This is a genomic window from Pseudomonas sp. H3_E07 (assembly GCF_054668895.1).
On sequence record NZ_CP162795.1, the window covers coordinates 2,120,811 to 2,137,150 of the forward strand.

The window sequence follows — 16,340 nt, forward strand, 5'->3', positions numbered from 1 at the left end:
GCTGGTCAGAGTTCGTCTTTGTCTCGACCGTACTGAACAACCTGCGGATCAGGTGCGGCTTGCACGTCCTTGACTTGCCACTCGGCCCCAAGTGTCCCCCGGCGCGTCCAAAAACTGTCGGTTTCCAGAACGGAAAGCTTGCCGGCCTCTCGCAAACCACTGACCAACACAGTGGGAAGAGGTGACGAGTCGACGCTCAGCAAAAGCGTCTCGCCTGCCGTAAAACCCGGCACGTACTTGAGCAGCGCGCCGCCTCGGCACGACAGGTACAGGCTCTCGGCAACCGGACGGTTATTCTTCACGATCGTTATGTAGGAACGCAGATCATCCTTGGAGGCAAAATTCCCCAGCAACTGCAAGTCAAGCGACATCGGGTTACCGACCCTGGGAGCCACTTTGTAAAATGCGTGGACCGCGTTGAGGGTGTAGAGGAACAGCGGATGTACCGACGTGACATCAAGCCCGATACCGCGAAACAAGAACACTGACGAAACCGTACTCTCCCAAAAGGTGCGTTGGTCCAGCACAGGATCAAGCCCCACAAACCCTGGAATACTAGGCGGCACCAATACCGCCCCAAGGTATTCCTGCCCCATGAACCCACCCAGCTGTTTTTCGGTCCAGCGCGCGGCGTCGTCGGCATGACTGAACAACGGCCCACAGAATGAAAGAAGGTGTGGGTTGTCAGCGAAATCCCAGGGAGTGAGCTTGGGCCGCCACTGCGCCGTAACGGCTTCCTCCCTGGCCCATACGGTGCTCCTGACACGCACGTAAAGTTCGCCCCTGGCCGCGAGCCCCCGCACGTAGTAAGCGACGGTCAAGGACCCATCGAGCAACTTCGGTTCGATGGTTTTCATCTCGGAGTTCAAGGCATGCAGCGATTGCGCTCCGTTTTTTCTGAATAAGTACCTGAGCAGCGCACCGTCAGCACACAGCAGGTAAAGGGGCAGCACACCGTTTTTGGCCATATTGCTGACAAAATTGACGCCCATCGCCAGAGACGCGGGCGAGAAGAAACAGGTCGCCATTTCATCGCTCGCTGGAGCAATCGCCACCGTGGAGGCGCACAAGTACAAGCCATTCAAGGCATAACCCTGAGGCAACTGCCCCTCGACAAACACCTGCTTGAAATCGGAATAATCGGCGCGCATCAACGGCACGGTGGTCATGTAAGCATTACGTTTTACCGACTTGAGCACATACCCGAACTGCACCTGCGCCTGGGGCGATGACAAACGCTGCGCATACCGTACCGCGTCATAGGCCTGGGTAAAGATCGGGCTGCAGGGCGCATCGGCAAAAACCTGCTTGATCTCCAGGGCCGGCGCGCGCGTCACGTACGGTACGAACGGCCTACTCAGTGGCCGTGCGAAGCCCCACAGCGCATCGCCCTTGACCACCTGCAAATCGCCGGCCTTGGCCACCTGCGTCACGAAGTCGACTGGCAGCAGGGTGCCGGCGCGCAGTTGTCGTTCAATTTCATTGTCAGCGGCATCCCCCCTGGCCAGGTTCAACGGCGCCAACTGCCGTTTGAGTTCCTCCTCTTCAGCGGAACCGCTCAATTGGTAACGCAGGATCAAACCCTCCGGACCAAACAGGTATTCGCGCTTGACGTGAACTTCCCGGCGCAACAGGTTCGACAGCACGTGGGTGGGCAACATGCTCTGGTAGACCGCTTTTTGAGTGACCGGCAACAATATCTGCGTCTCTTGCCTGACCACCGACCGGTAACGGGCGACGATGGTACTTCCTGGCGGATACAGCCCTTGCGCAATCGCCGCATCAGGGTAAATCCAATTCAGTGCAAAACCCTGGGGAGGCACCACCAGCGGATCAGTCGCCGCAAAACTGCCACCGGGCAGCCGTAGCAGCACACCGCCATAGGTACGATGACGGCCCTCTCCGACAATGGCCGCCGCATACCGAGCAGCATCGTCCGGGTTGGCAAAGGCGGGGCCCACATGTCGCCGGCTCAGGTTTTCGTAACCGGACCACGTGCGCGGCACCCGCCCTTGTTTGTCCCAGCATTGGCTGGTGCGTACCACGCTGAGTTCACCCGCGTTGGCCCAGTCCCTGACAAACTCTTGCGGCGTTTTTTTACCTGAGGCCAGCGCGACCTCGATCTCTTCGAACGCGTGGTCTACCAGGCCGCCGCTTCCCACGTTGAATGGCAGCGGCAAGTACCTCAACAAGGCTCCCTCTTCAGTTGAAAAGTAGATCGGCAGGTTGTTCCCGTTGTTGTATTTCGCCCCCCTGTGCTTGCTGTCCACAAGCGCACCATACAAAACCATGGGCATCACAAAGTAACGGGTTAACCAGGTGCTTGAAGCGGGTAACCCCACCGGTTGCCACTGCTGCGAACGAAACAATCCGCAGGGCACAAACCCATCCGGAAAGCGGTAGCTATTGTCTTCTGTCGCTGCAAACACGCTGTTGAGGTTGAACAGCTTGACGCGCTCATTGACGCCCACCACCTCGCTGGCGAGGTAATGGGCCTTATCCTTGTGCTTGAGAATAAAACCAAAGTAGGCCTGTTCCGCAAGATTGCGGCCATGAACCCTGGCGTGAAGGTCGCGGGCAGCTTCATCGGCGCTGCTGAACACTGCCCCGTAGGTGGCATAGTCGGGCGGGCCGAATCTTGGTGCATAAGCAAAATTGGGGGTCCAGTCGGCGTACACCGGCGAGCGCGGTCCCCACAAAGGGTTGCCCTGAACAATCCGCAAGTCTCCCGCCTCGGCCAAGATGACAACCCACTGCGCGGGCTTCATCAGTCCGCTGTCGAGCCGCATCTGGGCCAGGCTGCCGCCAGTCTGTGGCGCCGTGCCGTTCAGCAGCAATGCCTCCTGACTGGACGCGCTGGGCGTGTACGCCAGTAAACAGTCTTCACTCCCCGACAAATACGCCGGACGCTGCTGTTGGATCACGGCGCGGATCTCTTCGACAGTAAAAGCCTGCAGGTTGATTTCGGCCTCTTCACGCGTCCAGCTTCGCTGTGCGACCCATCTCGGCTCGACCATGGACAAGGCCGGGTGAGAACCGTAACGCCCATGGATCATGTAGGGTTCGGGGGGGATCAACGGGTTTAGATCATCCGCTGGAAAAAACAGCGCCGCCGCAAAGGGGTTGGTTCCGGCCTCCATCGGCTCAGTGACGATAAAGCGGCCATCCTCACCCTTGAGGATGTAACCGCCATAAGCGCGGTCGCGCCGCTCGCCGATTTTCTCGTGGGCATACACCGCCGCGTCGGTGGCCGAGAGAAACGCCGGGCTCAGCACCGCCCGATGAACCGGCGCAAGCAGCGGGGATCGACTGTCCACACGACCGGAACGACGCCAGACCTGACCGGAAACCACCACCGACAGGTCCCCTGCCGCCAAGACCCGCCTGACATAGTGACGGGGTGTCAGGGTGCCGGCCCTCATCGCAGCCTGGGCACCGTTGTCATCCAGAACGCCGGGGACGGTTTCGTTGACCAGCTCGGTGACCGTCTGCGCGTCGGGCAATTTAAACCGCAACACCGCATCGTCCTCAGCCAGCAGGTAGAGCGCCAGGCCACGGGCCTTGTCTTGCAGCTCAAGCGTCGCCCGCGCTTGAGTAATGGCGTCGGTTATTTGTGCCGGAGAGAAGAACAAAGGCTGCAACCAGCTTTCATGGGCAGGAGCGTCGGCTGTAGCGGATGTTGAGCGGCAGTAGATCGCCTCCAGCCGAAAGTTGGAGGGCAGCCTCAGCTTGCCCGGTGCTCGTTCAGGAAATAGCCCTGCTGGAGCAAATCGTAACGGGCCCGGTGGTTCGGGATAAGTCGCGACATAACTGTCGCTTTGGATGTGTTTGAGCACAAAGCCGAATGCTTGCTCGGAGGCTGGCAGAGCAAGCGCAGCCAGTATCGCCAACTCAACGCGTTCAAATACCGGTGTAAAAAACGGCTGTTCCTCTATCACTTGCGTCACGGCCGCGTTGACTTTCCAACCTTGTTTTACCCGCCCGCGTACGCCGCCCCAGCGAGCGTTGGGTACCACCACCCGCAGGTCGCCAGCCTCGGCAGCCATCCAGATCAATGACTCCCGATGCTCGGACGCCGGGAATGGTGCCTCGCCAAGAATGCGCTTTCTCAGCAGGACCTCAGTCGCCGAGCCACTGCTCACGTACTTGAGTAACGAGCCCTCGGGGCCGCACAGGTAATGAGCGGGCACCGAACCTCGATGTTCGATGATAAAACTCAGGTCTGCGGGCGAAAAAAAACTGATCATCATCCAGGCATGATCATCGCTGATCCCCGGATTGCTCAGTTTTACCTGTTCGACGTGTGCCGGATGGGAATGGTAGAGCGCCTCGCAGGTGTAACCGCCGGGCGCGATGAAGTTGTCGTCGGCATCGGTAGCCAGCATGATCCGATGATCGAAGGTGAGTTGCTCGCCAGCTATCGGCGTCGTAGCAAAGTAGCGACTGTCTTTTTTTAGGATCGCACCGCCGTACTCTTTGTCAGCCTCCAGAAGATTGATCCACTCGTGGGCCCATCGAGCCGCATCGTCGGCCGTGATAAAAGGGGGGCCCAGCGTCGGTTGCGGGATCTTGCTGAAGGGACGCCATTGCGGTCCCACTTCCCCGACCTGATCCCAGAGGCGGCTGGTGTCGATGACTGACAGTTGCCCCGCCGCCGCGACCTGCAACACAAAGTCATGGGGGGTCAGCGTGCCAGCCATCAGCGCGGCCTGTTGACCGTTGTCGGTTACCGGACCGCCCGGCGCCTGGGCAAACAGCTGGGATTCCAGCGCCGAGCCAGAAAAGCGGTAGCGCAGCAGCGCTTGATCGCGCATACGCATGTACAGCGTTGTTCCCGCCCTGGGTTGTGGGCTGTAGCGGCGAAACTGCGCGATGTGAGTCGCCAGCTCAAGCGGGCTGATGAAGCTCTGGTACAGCCACGATTCCACGGGGGGATATTGCGAGGGCGAGGGCTGTGCATGGAAATAGACACCCTCGACATGAAAGCCAGGAGGCAGCCGCGAAAGCAGCCCCCCACTCGGCCAGCCGCTGAGTTCGGCGAGTTGCGGTTCACAGGTGACGTATCGCCCCTGAACAGCACCTTGCAGAATCAACACGTGCAGCCTGTTCTCAGGCTGGCGCTTGATACGAGTGGCAGCGTGGTTGAGTACTTGGTCCCTGGAGGGAAACACTGGCCCGCAGTTGAGTTGCATGGGGGGCGCCTTGAACGGCTTGTAAGGTTCCCAATCACCAGGAACATCGCCCACCGATCCACCCCATGCAGCGTTGGATAACACAAAGCGTATCGAACCCACCGTAGCCAACGCTTTGTAAGCGCCCTCCTCTGTGCCTTCAGCGTCGTACACAGAGGTCCATCCGCCCTCTCCGCGAAGCCAGCCCACGCGCTGGTCTTCGGCGTTGGAGAAACGGGTTTGGTACCTGAGCAATTCTCCGTTGGGACCCGACAAATAAGCGAGCGGCAGCTGAACCCCGACGCGATAATTGACGATGATGTCGTCCGTAGAAAAAAAACCCATGAAGGCCTTTACCTGCTGTGGCGACCACGTTGGGTTCGCCCGTTGGGTTCCGGCAAAATCATCGGGGTGCGAATGCAGCGCCCCGACGAGTTTATAGCCCTGAGGCTCTACAAACTGGAAAGTGCTGCCTCTTTCACGCTCAAGTATCAGGTTGAGATCGAAATTCTTTGCCTGCCCCAGAGCCGGCTCAGTCGCCACGTACAACTGATCCGAAAGGCGCTGCATGATCACACTGCCGTACTCGATATCCCGCGTAGTACCGATGCGCTCATGTACATAACGCGCGGCATCATCGGCGCTGATAAACGCCGGCGTCAGTGGGGGGAGCTTGGTGTGACCTGGAGGGATGGCGGCACGCTTGTCGCGGTTTGAATGTTCATCCATGAGTGCACCTGCTAATCAGAATTTGATGAATCAGTCACTGCCAGTGAAGGCCGAACACTGAAGATTCATCATCTTCAAAGGGGGACGCTCCTCAGGGGTGCTACATATTGTTGAAGCACCGCTAAAAACAGGCACCACAACAGCACACCGCCGTGCCCCGCCCCGCAATCAAGCATCACATTGGTGCAAGGCGCCGTTTCCGACGCCTATCCATCCCCGTCCCTCCAAGGCTTTGAGACTTCGGCACACCCCTTGCAATCAGCTCTGCAACGTCCCTCACCTGCCACCCATAAAAAAATACCGGTCACGGAGATCGCACCATGAAGCGTCGCAGCTTGATCAAGGCTTTCACACTCACCGCATCGATTGCCGCCATGGGCATGACCTGGACCGCGCAGGCCGCCGAGACTATCAAGGTCGGCATCTTGCACTCGTTGTCCGGCACCATGGCGATCTCCGAAACCTCGCTCAAAGACATGGCGTTGATGACCATCGACGAGATCAACGCCAAGGGCGGGGTGAACGGCAAGATGCTCGAAGCAGTGGTGGTCGACCCCGCGTCAAACTGGCCGCTGTTCGCTGAGAAAGGCCGACAATTGCTGACCCAAGACAAGGTCGCCGTGGTGTTCGGCTGCTGGACCTCGGTGTCGCGTAAATCGGTATTGCCAGTATTCGAAGAACTCAACGGCCTGCTGTTCTACCCGGTGCAATATGAAGGCGAAGAGATGTCGCCAAACGTGTTCTATACCGGTGCAGCGCCGAACCAGCAGGCGATCCCCGCCGTGGAATACCTGATGAGTGAAGAAGGCGGCAGCGCCAAGCGCTTCTTCCTGCTTGGCACCGACTATGTGTACCCGCGCACCACCAACAAGATCCTGCGCGCGTTCCTGCACGCCAAAGGCGTGGCGGATAAAGATATCGAAGAGGTCTACACCCCGTTCGGGCATGCCGACTACCAGACCATCGTCGCCAACATCAAGAAGTTCTCGGCTGGCGGCAAGACCGCGGTGATCTCCACCGTGAACGGCGACTCCAACGTGCCGTTCTACAAAGAACTGGCCAACCAGGGTTTGAAGGCCACCGACGTTCCGGTGGTGGCGTTCTCGGTGGGTGAAGAAGAGCTGCGCGGCATCGACACCAAGCCGCTGGTGGGCAACCTCGCGGCCTGGAACTACTTCCAGTCGGTGGAGAATCCGGTGAACACAAAATTCGTCGCAGACTGGAAAGCCTACGCCAAGAAACACAACCTGCCGGGCGCGGACAAGGCCGTGACCAACGACCCGATGGAAGCCACCTATGTAGGCATCCATATGTGGGCGCAGGCGGCGGAAAAAGCCAAGTCAACCGACGTCGACAAAGTGCGCGAAGCGCTGGCCGGCCAGACTTTCGCCGCACCGTCCGGTTTCACCCTGACCATGGACAAGACCAACCACCACCTGCACAAGCCGGTGATGATCGGCGAGATCCAGGCCGACGGGCAGTTCTCTGTCGTGTGGCAGACCCAGGAGCCGATCCGGGCGCAGCCTTGGAGCCCGTACATCCCTGGCAATGACAAGAAGCCGGATTACGCCGTGAAGAGCAACTGAGCCCCACCGAACCCAGATGTCGGGCGCGGTCAATGTGGGCGCTGGCTTGCCTGCGATGCAAACAACTCGGTGTACCTGACACACCGCAGCGATGCTATCGCAGGCAAGCCAGCTTCCACACAGAGCCAGTGCCCACACCGTCCGCGCATGATCAGGACATTTTTTTATGCTCACTGCCCTCTACCGATACATCCTCGCCGCCCTGCTGTTGCTGCCCTTAGGCGCGCACGCCAGCGACGCCGAAGACTTCATCAACGCCAATCCGACGCAACAAGCCAAGCTCCTCCAGGACTGGGCCGCCCAACCTGACCCGGCACGCATCGAGCTGGTGGACGCTCTGCAACAAGGACAACTCATCGTCAACGGTGAAACCAAAACCGTACGCCTGAACAACCGTCTGCGCGGCCTGATCGACAACGTACACGCCAGCCAGCAACTGCTCGCCGCCGACCCCAAGGTGCGCCTGGCTGCCGCACAGACCCTGCAAAAAAGCGCACAACCTGCGCAACTGAAATTCCTCGACCAGCGTGTCGCCGCCGAAACCGACGAAGGTGTCCACACCGCCCTCAGCCTGGCCCTGGCCAACCTGCAACTGGTGGACACCGACCCAGTGGTGCGCCTGGCCGCTGTGCGGTTGCTCGGCAGCACCGGCGACCCGCTGGCGCGCACGCGGCTTGAAGCCTTGCTCGCCCCCGGCGTTGAAACCGATGCCGCCGTGCACACCGCCGCGGAAACCAGCCTGGCCCAGGTCAAACGCAAATTGCTGGTCGGTGAAATCCTGGGCCAGGCCTTCAGCGGCATGTCCCTGGGCTCGATTCTGTTGTTGGCGGCCCTGGGCCTGGCAATCACCTTCGGCCTGCTCGGCGTGATCAACATGGCCCACGGCGAGATGCTGATGCTCGGTGCCTACTCCACCTATATGGTGCAGTTGCTCATGCAGCGCTACATGCCACAGGCCATCGAGTTCTACCCGCTGATCGCGCTGCCGGTGGCGTTTTTTGTTACCGCCGCTATCGGCATGGCGTTGGAGCGCACGGTGATCCGTCACCTGTACGGCCGGCCGCTGGAAACCCTGCTGGCCACCTGGGGCATCAGCCTGATGTTGATCCAGTTGGTACGCCTGGTGTTCGGTGCGCAGAACGTCGAGGTGTCCAACCCCGAATGGTTGTCCGGCGGCATTCAAGTGCTGCCCAACCTTGTGCTGCCGTACAACCGCATCGTGATTATTGCCTTCGCGCTGTGCGTGGTGGTGCTGACCTGGTTGCTGCTGAACAAGACGCGCCTGGGCCTCAACGTGCGTGCCGTCACGCAGAACCGCAACATGGCCGCGTGCTGCGGCGTGCCTACAGGACGCGTGGATATGCTCGCCTTTGGCCTGGGCTCCGGTATCGCCGGGCTGGGCGGCGTGGCACTGAGCCAGATCGGCAACGTCGGCCCGGACCTGGGCCAGAGCTACATCATCGACTCGTTCCTGGTGGTGGTGCTCGGCGGGGTCGGCCAGTTGGCCGGCAGCGTGATGGCGGCGTTCGGTTTAGGCATCGCCAACAAGATTCTCGAACCGCAGATCGGCGCCGTGCTCGGCAAGATTCTGATCCTCGCGCTGATCATTCTGTTTATCCAGAAACGCCCGCAAGGACTCTTCGCACTGAAAGGACGGGTGATCGACTGATGAACCAGCCATTGATGCTTACGGCCGCGCAAAAGGCCGGCCCCAAGGTGACGATTGCCCTCGGCGCGCTGATCCTGATCGTGCTGCTGGCGCTGCCGCTGTTGTCGTTGTTGCCACCGGACAACGCCTTTCATATCTCGGCCTACACCCTGACGCTGGTGGGCAAGATCCTCTGCTATGCAATCGTCGCCCTCGCGTTGGACTTGGTGTGGGGTTATGCAGGCATGCTGTCCCTCGGCCACGGCCTGTTCTTTGCCCTGGGCGGTTATGCCATGGGCATGTACCTGATGCGCCAGGCGTCCGGTGACGAGTTGCCGGCGTTCATGACCTTCTTGTCATGGACCGAGCTGCCCTGGTACTGGGTCGGAACGCAGCACTTCGTCTGGGCCATGTGCCTGGTGGTGTTGGCACCAGGCTTACTGGCGCTGGTGTTTGGTTTCTTCGCCTTCCGTTCGCGGATCAAGGGCGTGTATTTTTCGATCATGACCCAGGCCCTGACCTTTGCCGGAATGCTACTGTTTTTCCGCAACGAGACCGGCTTTGGCGGCAACAACGGCTTCACCAATTTCCGCAGCATCCTCGGCTTCGGTATTACTGAACCAGGCACCCGAGCGGTGCTGTTTGTCGCCACAGTGGCGCTGCTGGTCGCGAGCCTGTTCATCGGCTGGCGCTTGGCACGCAGCAAGTTCGGCCGGGTATTGACCGCCTTGCGTGATGCGGAAAATCGCCTGATGTTCTGCGGCTACGATCCGCGTGGCTTCAAGCTGTTCGTGTGGGTGTTGAGCGCGGTGCTGTGTGGTTTGGCCGGGGCGTTGTATGTGCCGCAAGTTGGCATCATCAACCCCAGCGAAATGTCGCCGACCAACTCGATTGAAGCCGCGGTGTGGGTGGCCTTGGGCGGGCGTGGCACGCTGATCGGCCCGCTGCTCGGCGCCGGAGTAGTCAATGGCATGAAGAGCTGGTTCACCGTGGCTTTTCCGGAATACTGGCTGTTCTTCCTTGGGGCGCTGTTCATCATCGTCACCCTGTACCTGCCCAAGGGCGTCATCGGCCTGCTGAAGAAATGAGGAACGTCATGCTTGAACCTATTTTCGATGCAGGCGCCGGCCGCGATGCCATCGGCCTCGGCCAGGCCGCCGGCAAGGGCCTCGACACCCGCCACGGCACCATCCTGAGCCTGGAAGACATCAGCGTCAGCTTCGATGGTTTCAAGGCGCTCAACAACCTGAACCTTTACATCGGCGTCGGTGAGCTGCGTTGCATCATCGGCCCCAACGGCGCGGGCAAGACCACGCTGATGGACGTGATTACCGGCAAGACCCGGCCCAGCCACGGCACCGCCTGGTTTGGTGAAAACCTGGACCTGACCAGCCTGAGCGAAGTGCAGATCGCCCAGGCCGGCATCGGCCGTAAGTTCCAGAAGCCCACGGTGTTCGAAGCCCTCAGCGTGTTCGAAAACCTGGAACTGGCGCAGAAGACCGACAAGTCGGTGTGGGCCAGCCTGCGTGCACGCTTGAGTGGCGAGCAGAAAGACCGTATCGATGAAGTCCTCGACACCATCCGCCTGACCGCTTCGGCACAGCGCCAAGCGGGGTTGCTGTCCCACGGCCAGAAGCAGTTCCTGGAAATCGGTATGTTGCTGATGCAGGACCCACAACTGTTGCTGCTGGACGAACCGGTGGCGGGCATGACCGACGCGGAAACCGAATTCACCGCCGAACTGTTCAAGCGCCTGGCGGGCAAGCACTCGCTGATGGTGGTGGAACACGACATGGGGTTTGTCGGCTCGATTGCCGATCATGTGACCGTGTTGCACCAAGGCAGCGTACTGGCCGAAGGGTCACTGGAACAGGTGCAGGACAATGAGCGGGTGATCGAGGTTTACCTCGGCCGCTAAGGAGAACCGAACATGCTGCAAGTCGACAAGTTGCACCAGTACTACGGCGGTAGCCACATCCTGCGCGGGCTGTCTTTTGACGTGAAGGTCGGCGAGGTCACCTGCCTGCTCGGCCGTAACGGCGTGGGCAAGACCACCCTGCTCAAATGCCTGATGGGCTTGCTGCCCTCCAAGGAAGGCGCGGTGAACTGGGAAGGCAAGGCCATCACCGGGTTCAAGCCGCACCAACGTGTGCAGGCAGGGATCGCCTACGTGCCACAGGGCCGGGAGATTTTCGGGCGGCTGACGGTGGAAGAAAACCTGCTGATGGGGCTCTCGCGCTTCCCCGGTTCGGAAGCCAAGGAAGTGCCCGCGTTCATCTACGAGCTGTTCCCGGTTTTGCTGCAAATGAAGCACCGCCGTGGCGGCGATCTGTCCGGCGGGCAGCAGCAACAGCTCGCGATCGGTCGGGCGCTGGCCAGCCGCCCACGCCTGCTGATCCTCGATGAGCCCACGGAGGGCATCCAGCCGTCGGTGATCAAGGAGATCGGCGCGGTGATCAAGAAGCTCGCGGAGCGCGGTGATATGGCGATCCTGCTGGTGGAGCAGTTCTACGACTTTGCCGCCGAGTTGGCCGACCACTACCTGGTGATGTCCCGTGGTGAGATCGTGCAGCAAGGCCGAGGTGAAAATATGGAAAGCGAAGGTGTACGCGGCTTGGTAACCATCTAATCTGTAGCCTCCTAACGATAAGCACTCTGCCATGAACCTGCCCGTTACTCCTGCGCTGTTCACCCCCAGCTGGCATGCCGAGCTGGAGCTCGGCTATGCGCGTTTCGGCGACACCACGCGGCCAGTGATGCGTCGCCACCTCGGCCCCTTGCGCGTGCAAAAGCACCTGTATGCCGAAGGCCCCGAGGTGTGCCAGCACATCATTGTGCACCCGCCCGGCGGCATTGCCGGCGGTGATCGCCTGGACATCAGCGCCCATGTCGGCGCAGGTGCCTGGGCGCAACTGACCAGCCCCGGCGCCGCCAAGTGGTATCGCGCCAAGGGTCCTGCGTTTCAGCAGTTGGACCTTACCGTGGAAGCCGGCGCTACGCTGGAATGGCTGCCCCAGGAAACCATCGTATTCAGTGCCGCCCAGGCCGAACTCACCACGCGCATCGAGCTGCACGGCGACGCACGCCTGTTCTACTGGGACGTGGTCGCCCTCGGCCGCCCCGCCAGTGGCGAGCGCTTTGACCAGGGCCACTTTCAATCCCACTTGGATATCCGCCGCGACGGCCAATTGCTCTGGCATGAACGCCAGCGCATTGTGGGTGCCGACGGTTTGCTCGACTCTCCCATCGGCCTGGACGGGCAACCGGTGTTTGCCACGTTGCTGCTGACGGCTGATATCGACCCTGAGTTACTCGACACCTGCCGCGCCCTGCCCCACGCGGTGCGCGGCGACCTGACCCAACTGCCAGGCTTGCTGGTCGCCCGCTGCCTGGCCAGCGAAGCGCTGCTGGCGCGAGGTTGGTTGATTGATCTATGGAAACTGCTACGCCCAGCCGTACTTGAACGCGCAGCTGTTCCACCCCGAATCTGGAGCACATGAAGATCAAAATGTGGGAGCGGGCTTGCTCGCGAAAGCGGCGGATCAGAAACAGATGCATTGACTGACGCACTGCATTCACGAGCAAGCCGGCTCCCACATAAACCCATTCAACATTGATCTCTGGTGTTTTTAAGCATGCAATTTATGAAGGACCTTGAACCATGGACCTGACCCCACGGGAAAAAGACAAACTGCTGATCTTCACCGCAGGCTTGGTGGCCGAGCGTCGCCTCGCACGCGGCGTGAAGCTCAACTACCCGGAAACCATCGCCTACATCTCCGCCGCCCTGATGGAAGGTGCCCGCGACGGCCGCACCGTGGCCGACCTGATGCACTTTGGCACCACGCTGCTCAGCCGCGAACAAGTGATGGAAGGCATCCCCGAAATGATCCCGGATATCCAGGTGGAAGCCACTTTCCCCGACGGCACCAAGCTGGTCACCGTCCACCAGCCGATTGCGTGAGGCCTGATGATGATTCGTGACGCGACCCAAAATGATTTGCCGGCGATCCGCGATATCTACAACGACGCAGTGCTGAACACGACCGCGATCTGGAACGAACAACCGGCGGACCTGGGCAACCGCCAGGCGTGGTTCAGTGCGCGACATGCCCTGGGCTATCCGATCCTGGTATCGGTAGAAAACGGTGAAGTCACTGGTTACGCCTCGTTTGGCGATTGGCGGCCGTTCGAAGGTTTTCGCTACAGCGTCGAGCACTCGGTGTACGTGCGCAGCGACCAACGCGGCAAGGGCCTGGGCCCGTTACTGATGGAGGCGTTGATCGAGCGTGCACGCGCTTGCGGCAAACACGTGATGGTCGCCGCCATCGAGAGCGGCAACCAGGCCTCGATCCGACTGCATGAGCGCCAGGGATTCATCACCACCGGGCAGATGCCCCAAGTGGGTATCAAGTTCGGCCGCTGGCTGGACCTGACCTTCATGCAACTGGCGTTGAATCCGGGCGCCGAACCGCCCAAGGAGTGACACCAATGAATAGCGCGCAAGTGCGTCGAGTCAATGCGGAAAGTTTTGCCCACTATCGTCTGGGCTTGATCGAGTTGTTGCTGGACGCGGTCAGGCACGGCGCTTCCGTCGGCTTCATGGCCGACTTCGACGAGGCCCAGGCCCGCGAGTATTTGCGCGGCGTGCAGGCCAGCATCGAAGACGCCGGCCTGTTGCTCTGGGTGGTGGTGCGCGACGAACACGTGATCGCCAGTGTGCAATTGGCGCTGTGCCAAAAAGCCAACGGAGTCAACCGCGCCGAAGTGCAAAAGCTGCTGGTACACAGCAGCGCGCGACGCCATGGCCTCGGCCAGCAACTGATGAACACCCTGGAACTCGCCGCCCGCCAGCACAAGCGCGGCTTGCTGTACCTGGACACTGAAGCCGGCTCACCCGCCGAAGCCTTCTACCAGTCGCTGCGCTATATCAAGGTCGGTGAACTGCCCGACTACTGCCAAAGCCCGGACGGGCGCTACAGCCCGACCGCCATCTACTTCAAGACCCTGGGGCAACCTGCATGATTCCTGGCGAATATCAGATCCAGCCTGGCGACATCGAACTCAACGTGGGCCGCCGTACGGTCACCCTCAGCGTGGCCAACAGCGGCGATCGGCCGATCCAGGTGGGCTCGCATTATCATTTTTTCGAGACCAATGACGCACTGACGTTTGATCGTGCCTCAAGCCGTGGCATGCGCCTGAATATTCCAGCGGGCACGGCGGTGCGGTTTGAGCCGGGGCAAAGCCGTGAGGTTGAGTTGGTGGATTTGAGCGGCGGTCGCCGGGTGTTCGGGTTTGCAGGTCGAGTCATGGGTGATCTTTAGGCCCTCTTCGTGAGCAAGCCCGCTCCCATATTTAGTAGGCATTTCAACATGTGGGAGCGAGCTTGCTCGCGAAAGCGGATTCACATTCAACACACATTTCTCAGGGCACACACATGAAAATCAGCCGCCAAGCCTATGCCGACATGTACGGCCCCACCGTCGGTGACAAGGTCCGCCTGGCCGACACAGAGCTTTTCGTCGAAGTCGAAAAAGACTTCACGGTCTACGGCGAAGAAGTCAAATTCGGCGGCGGCAAGGTCATCCGCGATGGCCAGGGCCAAAGCCAATTGCTCGCCCATGAGGTGGTCGACACGCTGATCACCAACGCGCTGATCATCGACCACTGGGGCATCGTCAAAGCCGACGTGGGCCTGAAGAACGGCCGTATCCACGCCATCGGCAAGGCCGGCAACCCGGACATCCAGCCTGGCGTGACCATGGCCATCGGCGCCAGCACCGAAGTGATTGCCGGCGAAGGCATGATCCTCACCGCCGGCGGGATCGACAGCCACGTGCACTTCATCTGCCCGCAGCAGATTGAAGAGGCGCTGACCAGCGGCGTCACCACCATGATCGGCGGCGGCACCGGCCCGGCGACGGGCACCAACGCCACCACCTGCACCTCCGGCCCGTGGCACCTGGCGCGCATGCTCCAGGCCAGCGACTCGTTCCCGATGAACATCGGCTTCACCGGCAAGGGCAACGCCAGCTTGCCGGAGCCTCTGATCGAACAGGTGAAGGCCGGCGCCATCGGTTTGAAGCTGCATGAAGACTGGGGCACCACCCCGGCGAGCATCGACAATTGCCTGAGCGTTGCCGATCAATACGATGTGCAGGTAGCGATCCACAGCGACACCCTCAACGAGTCCGGTTTCGTCGAGACCACCCTGGCCGCGCTCAAGGGCCGTACCATCCACACGTATCACACCGAAGGTGCAGGTGGCGGTCACGCACCGGACATCATCAAGGCCTGCGGCTTCCCGAACGTGCTGCCGAGTTCCACCAACCCGACGCGGCCCTTCACTCGCAACACCATCGACGAACACCTCGACATGCTGATGGTCTGCCACCACCTGGACCCGAGCATTGCCGAAGACGTGGCCTTCGCAGAAAGCCGCATCCGCCGCGAGACCATTGCCGCCGAAGACATCCTGCACGACCTCGGCGCGTTCTCCATGATCAGCTCCGACAGCCAAGCCATGGGCCGGGTCGGTGAGGTGATCACACGTACCTGGCAGACCGCCGACAAGATGAAAAAACAGCGCGGCGCCTTGCCTGGCGATGGTCCCGGCAACGACAACTTCCGCGCCAAGCGCTACATCGCCAAGTACACCATCAACCCGGCGATTACCCACGGTGTGAGCCATATCGTCGGTTCGATCGAAGTGGGCAAGTGGGCCGACCTGGTACTGTGGCGCCCAGCGTTCTTTGGCATCAAGCCGACCCTGATCCTCAAGGGCGGCGCGATTGCCTCAAGCCTGATGGGCGACGCCAACGCTTCGATCCCCACGCCGCAGCCGGTGCACTACCGCCCGATGTTCGCCAGCTTCGGCGGCTCGTTGCATGCCACCAGCCTGACCTTTATCAGCCAGGCTGCGCAGGATGCCGGTTTGCCCGAAGCCCTGGGGTTGAAGAAACAGATCGCGGTGGTCAAAGGGTGTCGCGACGTGCAGAAAACCGACCTGATCCACAACGATTACCTGCCGGATATCGAGGTGGACCCGCAGACCTACCAGGTCAAGGCCGATGGGGTGCTGCTGTGGTGTGAGCCGGCGGATGTGTTGCCGATGGCGCAGCGGTATTTCCTGTTCTGACTCGAACCAACAGGCAACGACTTGTGGCGAGGGCGCTTGCTCCCTCGCCACAAGGACAGTGTTCG

12 protein-coding genes are annotated in these 16,340 nt (G+C 60.7%); 11 read left to right on the forward strand and 1 reads right to left on the reverse strand.

Features of this window, described 5'->3' with window-relative positions; all coding sequences use genetic code 11:
- Window positions 1-5: 5 nt before the first annotated feature.
- Window positions 6-5,900, reverse strand: a complete 5,895-nt coding sequence (locus tag AB4O08_RS09720; RefSeq protein WP_460114838.1) for a DUF4329 domain-containing protein — start codon at window positions 5,898-5,900, stop codon at window positions 6-8.
- A gap of 320 nt (window positions 5,901-6,220) precedes the next feature.
- On the opposite strand from AB4O08_RS09720, the gene urtA reads away from it, so the two are divergent.
- The 11 genes from urtA to ureC all read left to right on the forward strand — a co-directional run bounded on the left by urtA (window position 6,221) and on the right by ureC (window position 16,275).
- Window positions 6,221-7,486 carry an urea ABC transporter substrate-binding protein gene (gene urtA / locus AB4O08_RS09725; RefSeq protein WP_010213527.1) on the forward strand — a complete coding sequence of 422 codons (1,266 nt, stop codon included), beginning with the start codon at window positions 6,221-6,223 and terminating at the stop codon, window positions 7,484-7,486.
- Window positions 7,487-7,652: 166 nt separating this feature from the next.
- The gene (urtB, locus tag AB4O08_RS09730; protein WP_042570876.1) at window positions 7,653-9,155 is read left to right on the forward strand and encodes an urea ABC transporter permease subunit UrtB; all 1,503 of its coding nucleotides are present in this window, start codon (window positions 7,653-7,655) and stop codon (window positions 9,153-9,155) included.
- Window positions 9,155-10,222, forward strand: coding sequence for an urea ABC transporter permease subunit UrtC (urtC, locus tag AB4O08_RS09735; protein WP_010213530.1), 1,068 nt, complete (start codon window positions 9,155-9,157; stop codon window positions 10,220-10,222). Before urtB ends, urtC begins: the two co-directional genes overlap by 1 nt.
- The gene (gene urtD, locus AB4O08_RS09740) at window positions 10,219-11,052 is read left to right on the forward strand and encodes an urea ABC transporter ATP-binding protein UrtD (protein ID WP_029529256.1); all 834 of its coding nucleotides are present in this window, start codon (window positions 10,219-10,221) and stop codon (window positions 11,050-11,052) included. The genes urtC and urtD overlap by 4 nt, the downstream gene beginning before the upstream one ends.
- A 12-nt stretch (window positions 11,053-11,064) precedes the next feature.
- Window positions 11,065-11,763, forward strand: coding sequence for an urea ABC transporter ATP-binding subunit UrtE (gene urtE, locus AB4O08_RS09745; RefSeq protein ID WP_010213533.1), 699 nt, complete (start codon window positions 11,065-11,067; stop codon window positions 11,761-11,763).
- A gap of 31 nt (window positions 11,764-11,794) precedes the next feature.
- A complete protein-coding gene (locus AB4O08_RS09750) occupies window positions 11,795-12,634 on the forward strand; it encodes an urease accessory protein UreD (RefSeq protein ID WP_010213534.1) in 840 nt (279 codons plus the stop codon).
- A gap of 161 nt (window positions 12,635-12,795) precedes the next feature.
- The gene (locus tag AB4O08_RS09755; protein WP_010213535.1) at window positions 12,796-13,098 is read left to right on the forward strand and encodes an urease subunit gamma; all 303 of its coding nucleotides are present in this window, start codon (window positions 12,796-12,798) and stop codon (window positions 13,096-13,098) included.
- 9 nt (window positions 13,099-13,107) lie between these two features.
- Window positions 13,108-13,620 carry a GNAT family N-acetyltransferase gene (locus AB4O08_RS09760; RefSeq protein WP_010213536.1) on the forward strand — a complete coding sequence of 171 codons (513 nt, stop codon included), beginning with the start codon at window positions 13,108-13,110 and terminating at the stop codon, window positions 13,618-13,620.
- Between the two features lie 5 nt (window positions 13,621-13,625).
- On the forward strand, window positions 13,626-14,159 hold the full coding sequence (locus tag AB4O08_RS09765; RefSeq protein ID WP_042570875.1) for a GNAT family N-acetyltransferase: 534 nt from the start codon (window positions 13,626-13,628) through the stop codon (window positions 14,157-14,159).
- Entirely contained in the window at window positions 14,156-14,461 is a 306-nt protein-coding gene (locus AB4O08_RS09770; protein WP_042570874.1) for an urease subunit beta, read from the forward strand. The genes AB4O08_RS09765 and AB4O08_RS09770 overlap by 4 nt, the downstream gene beginning before the upstream one ends.
- A gap of 113 nt (window positions 14,462-14,574) precedes the next feature.
- Window positions 14,575-16,275, forward strand: coding sequence for an urease subunit alpha (ureC, locus tag AB4O08_RS09775; protein ID WP_044286564.1), 1,701 nt, complete (start codon window positions 14,575-14,577; stop codon window positions 16,273-16,275).
- Window positions 16,276-16,340 lie beyond the last annotated feature (65 nt).

Excerpts from the sequence above, each read along its gene's own strand:
- AB4O08_RS09720 (WP_460114838.1), bottom strand. The coding sequence starts at position 5,900 with ATGGATGAACATTCAAACCGCGACAAGCGTGCCGCCATCCCTCCAGGT.
- urtA (WP_010213527.1), top strand. The coding sequence starts at position 6,221 with ATGAAGCGTCGCAGCTTGATCAAGGCTTTCACACTCACCGCATCGATT.
- urtB (WP_042570876.1), top strand. The coding sequence starts at position 7,653 with ATGCTCACTGCCCTCTACCGATACATCCTCGCCGCCCTGCTGTTGCTG.
- urtC (WP_010213530.1), top strand. The coding sequence starts at position 9,155 with ATGAACCAGCCATTGATGCTTACGGCCGCGCAAAAGGCCGGCCCCAAG.
- urtD (WP_029529256.1), top strand. The coding sequence starts at position 10,219 with ATGAGGAACGTCATGCTTGAACCTATTTTCGATGCAGGCGCCGGCCGC.
- urtE (WP_010213533.1), top strand. The coding sequence starts at position 11,065 with ATGCTGCAAGTCGACAAGTTGCACCAGTACTACGGCGGTAGCCACATC.
- AB4O08_RS09750 (WP_010213534.1), top strand. The coding sequence starts at position 11,795 with ATGAACCTGCCCGTTACTCCTGCGCTGTTCACCCCCAGCTGGCATGCC.
- AB4O08_RS09755 (WP_010213535.1), top strand. The coding sequence starts at position 12,796 with ATGGACCTGACCCCACGGGAAAAAGACAAACTGCTGATCTTCACCGCA.
- AB4O08_RS09760 (WP_010213536.1), top strand. The coding sequence starts at position 13,108 with ATGATTCGTGACGCGACCCAAAATGATTTGCCGGCGATCCGCGATATC.
- AB4O08_RS09765 (WP_042570875.1), top strand. The coding sequence starts at position 13,626 with ATGAATAGCGCGCAAGTGCGTCGAGTCAATGCGGAAAGTTTTGCCCAC.
- AB4O08_RS09770 (WP_042570874.1), top strand. The coding sequence starts at position 14,156 with ATGATTCCTGGCGAATATCAGATCCAGCCTGGCGACATCGAACTCAAC.
- ureC (WP_044286564.1), top strand. The coding sequence starts at position 14,575 with ATGAAAATCAGCCGCCAAGCCTATGCCGACATGTACGGCCCCACCGTC.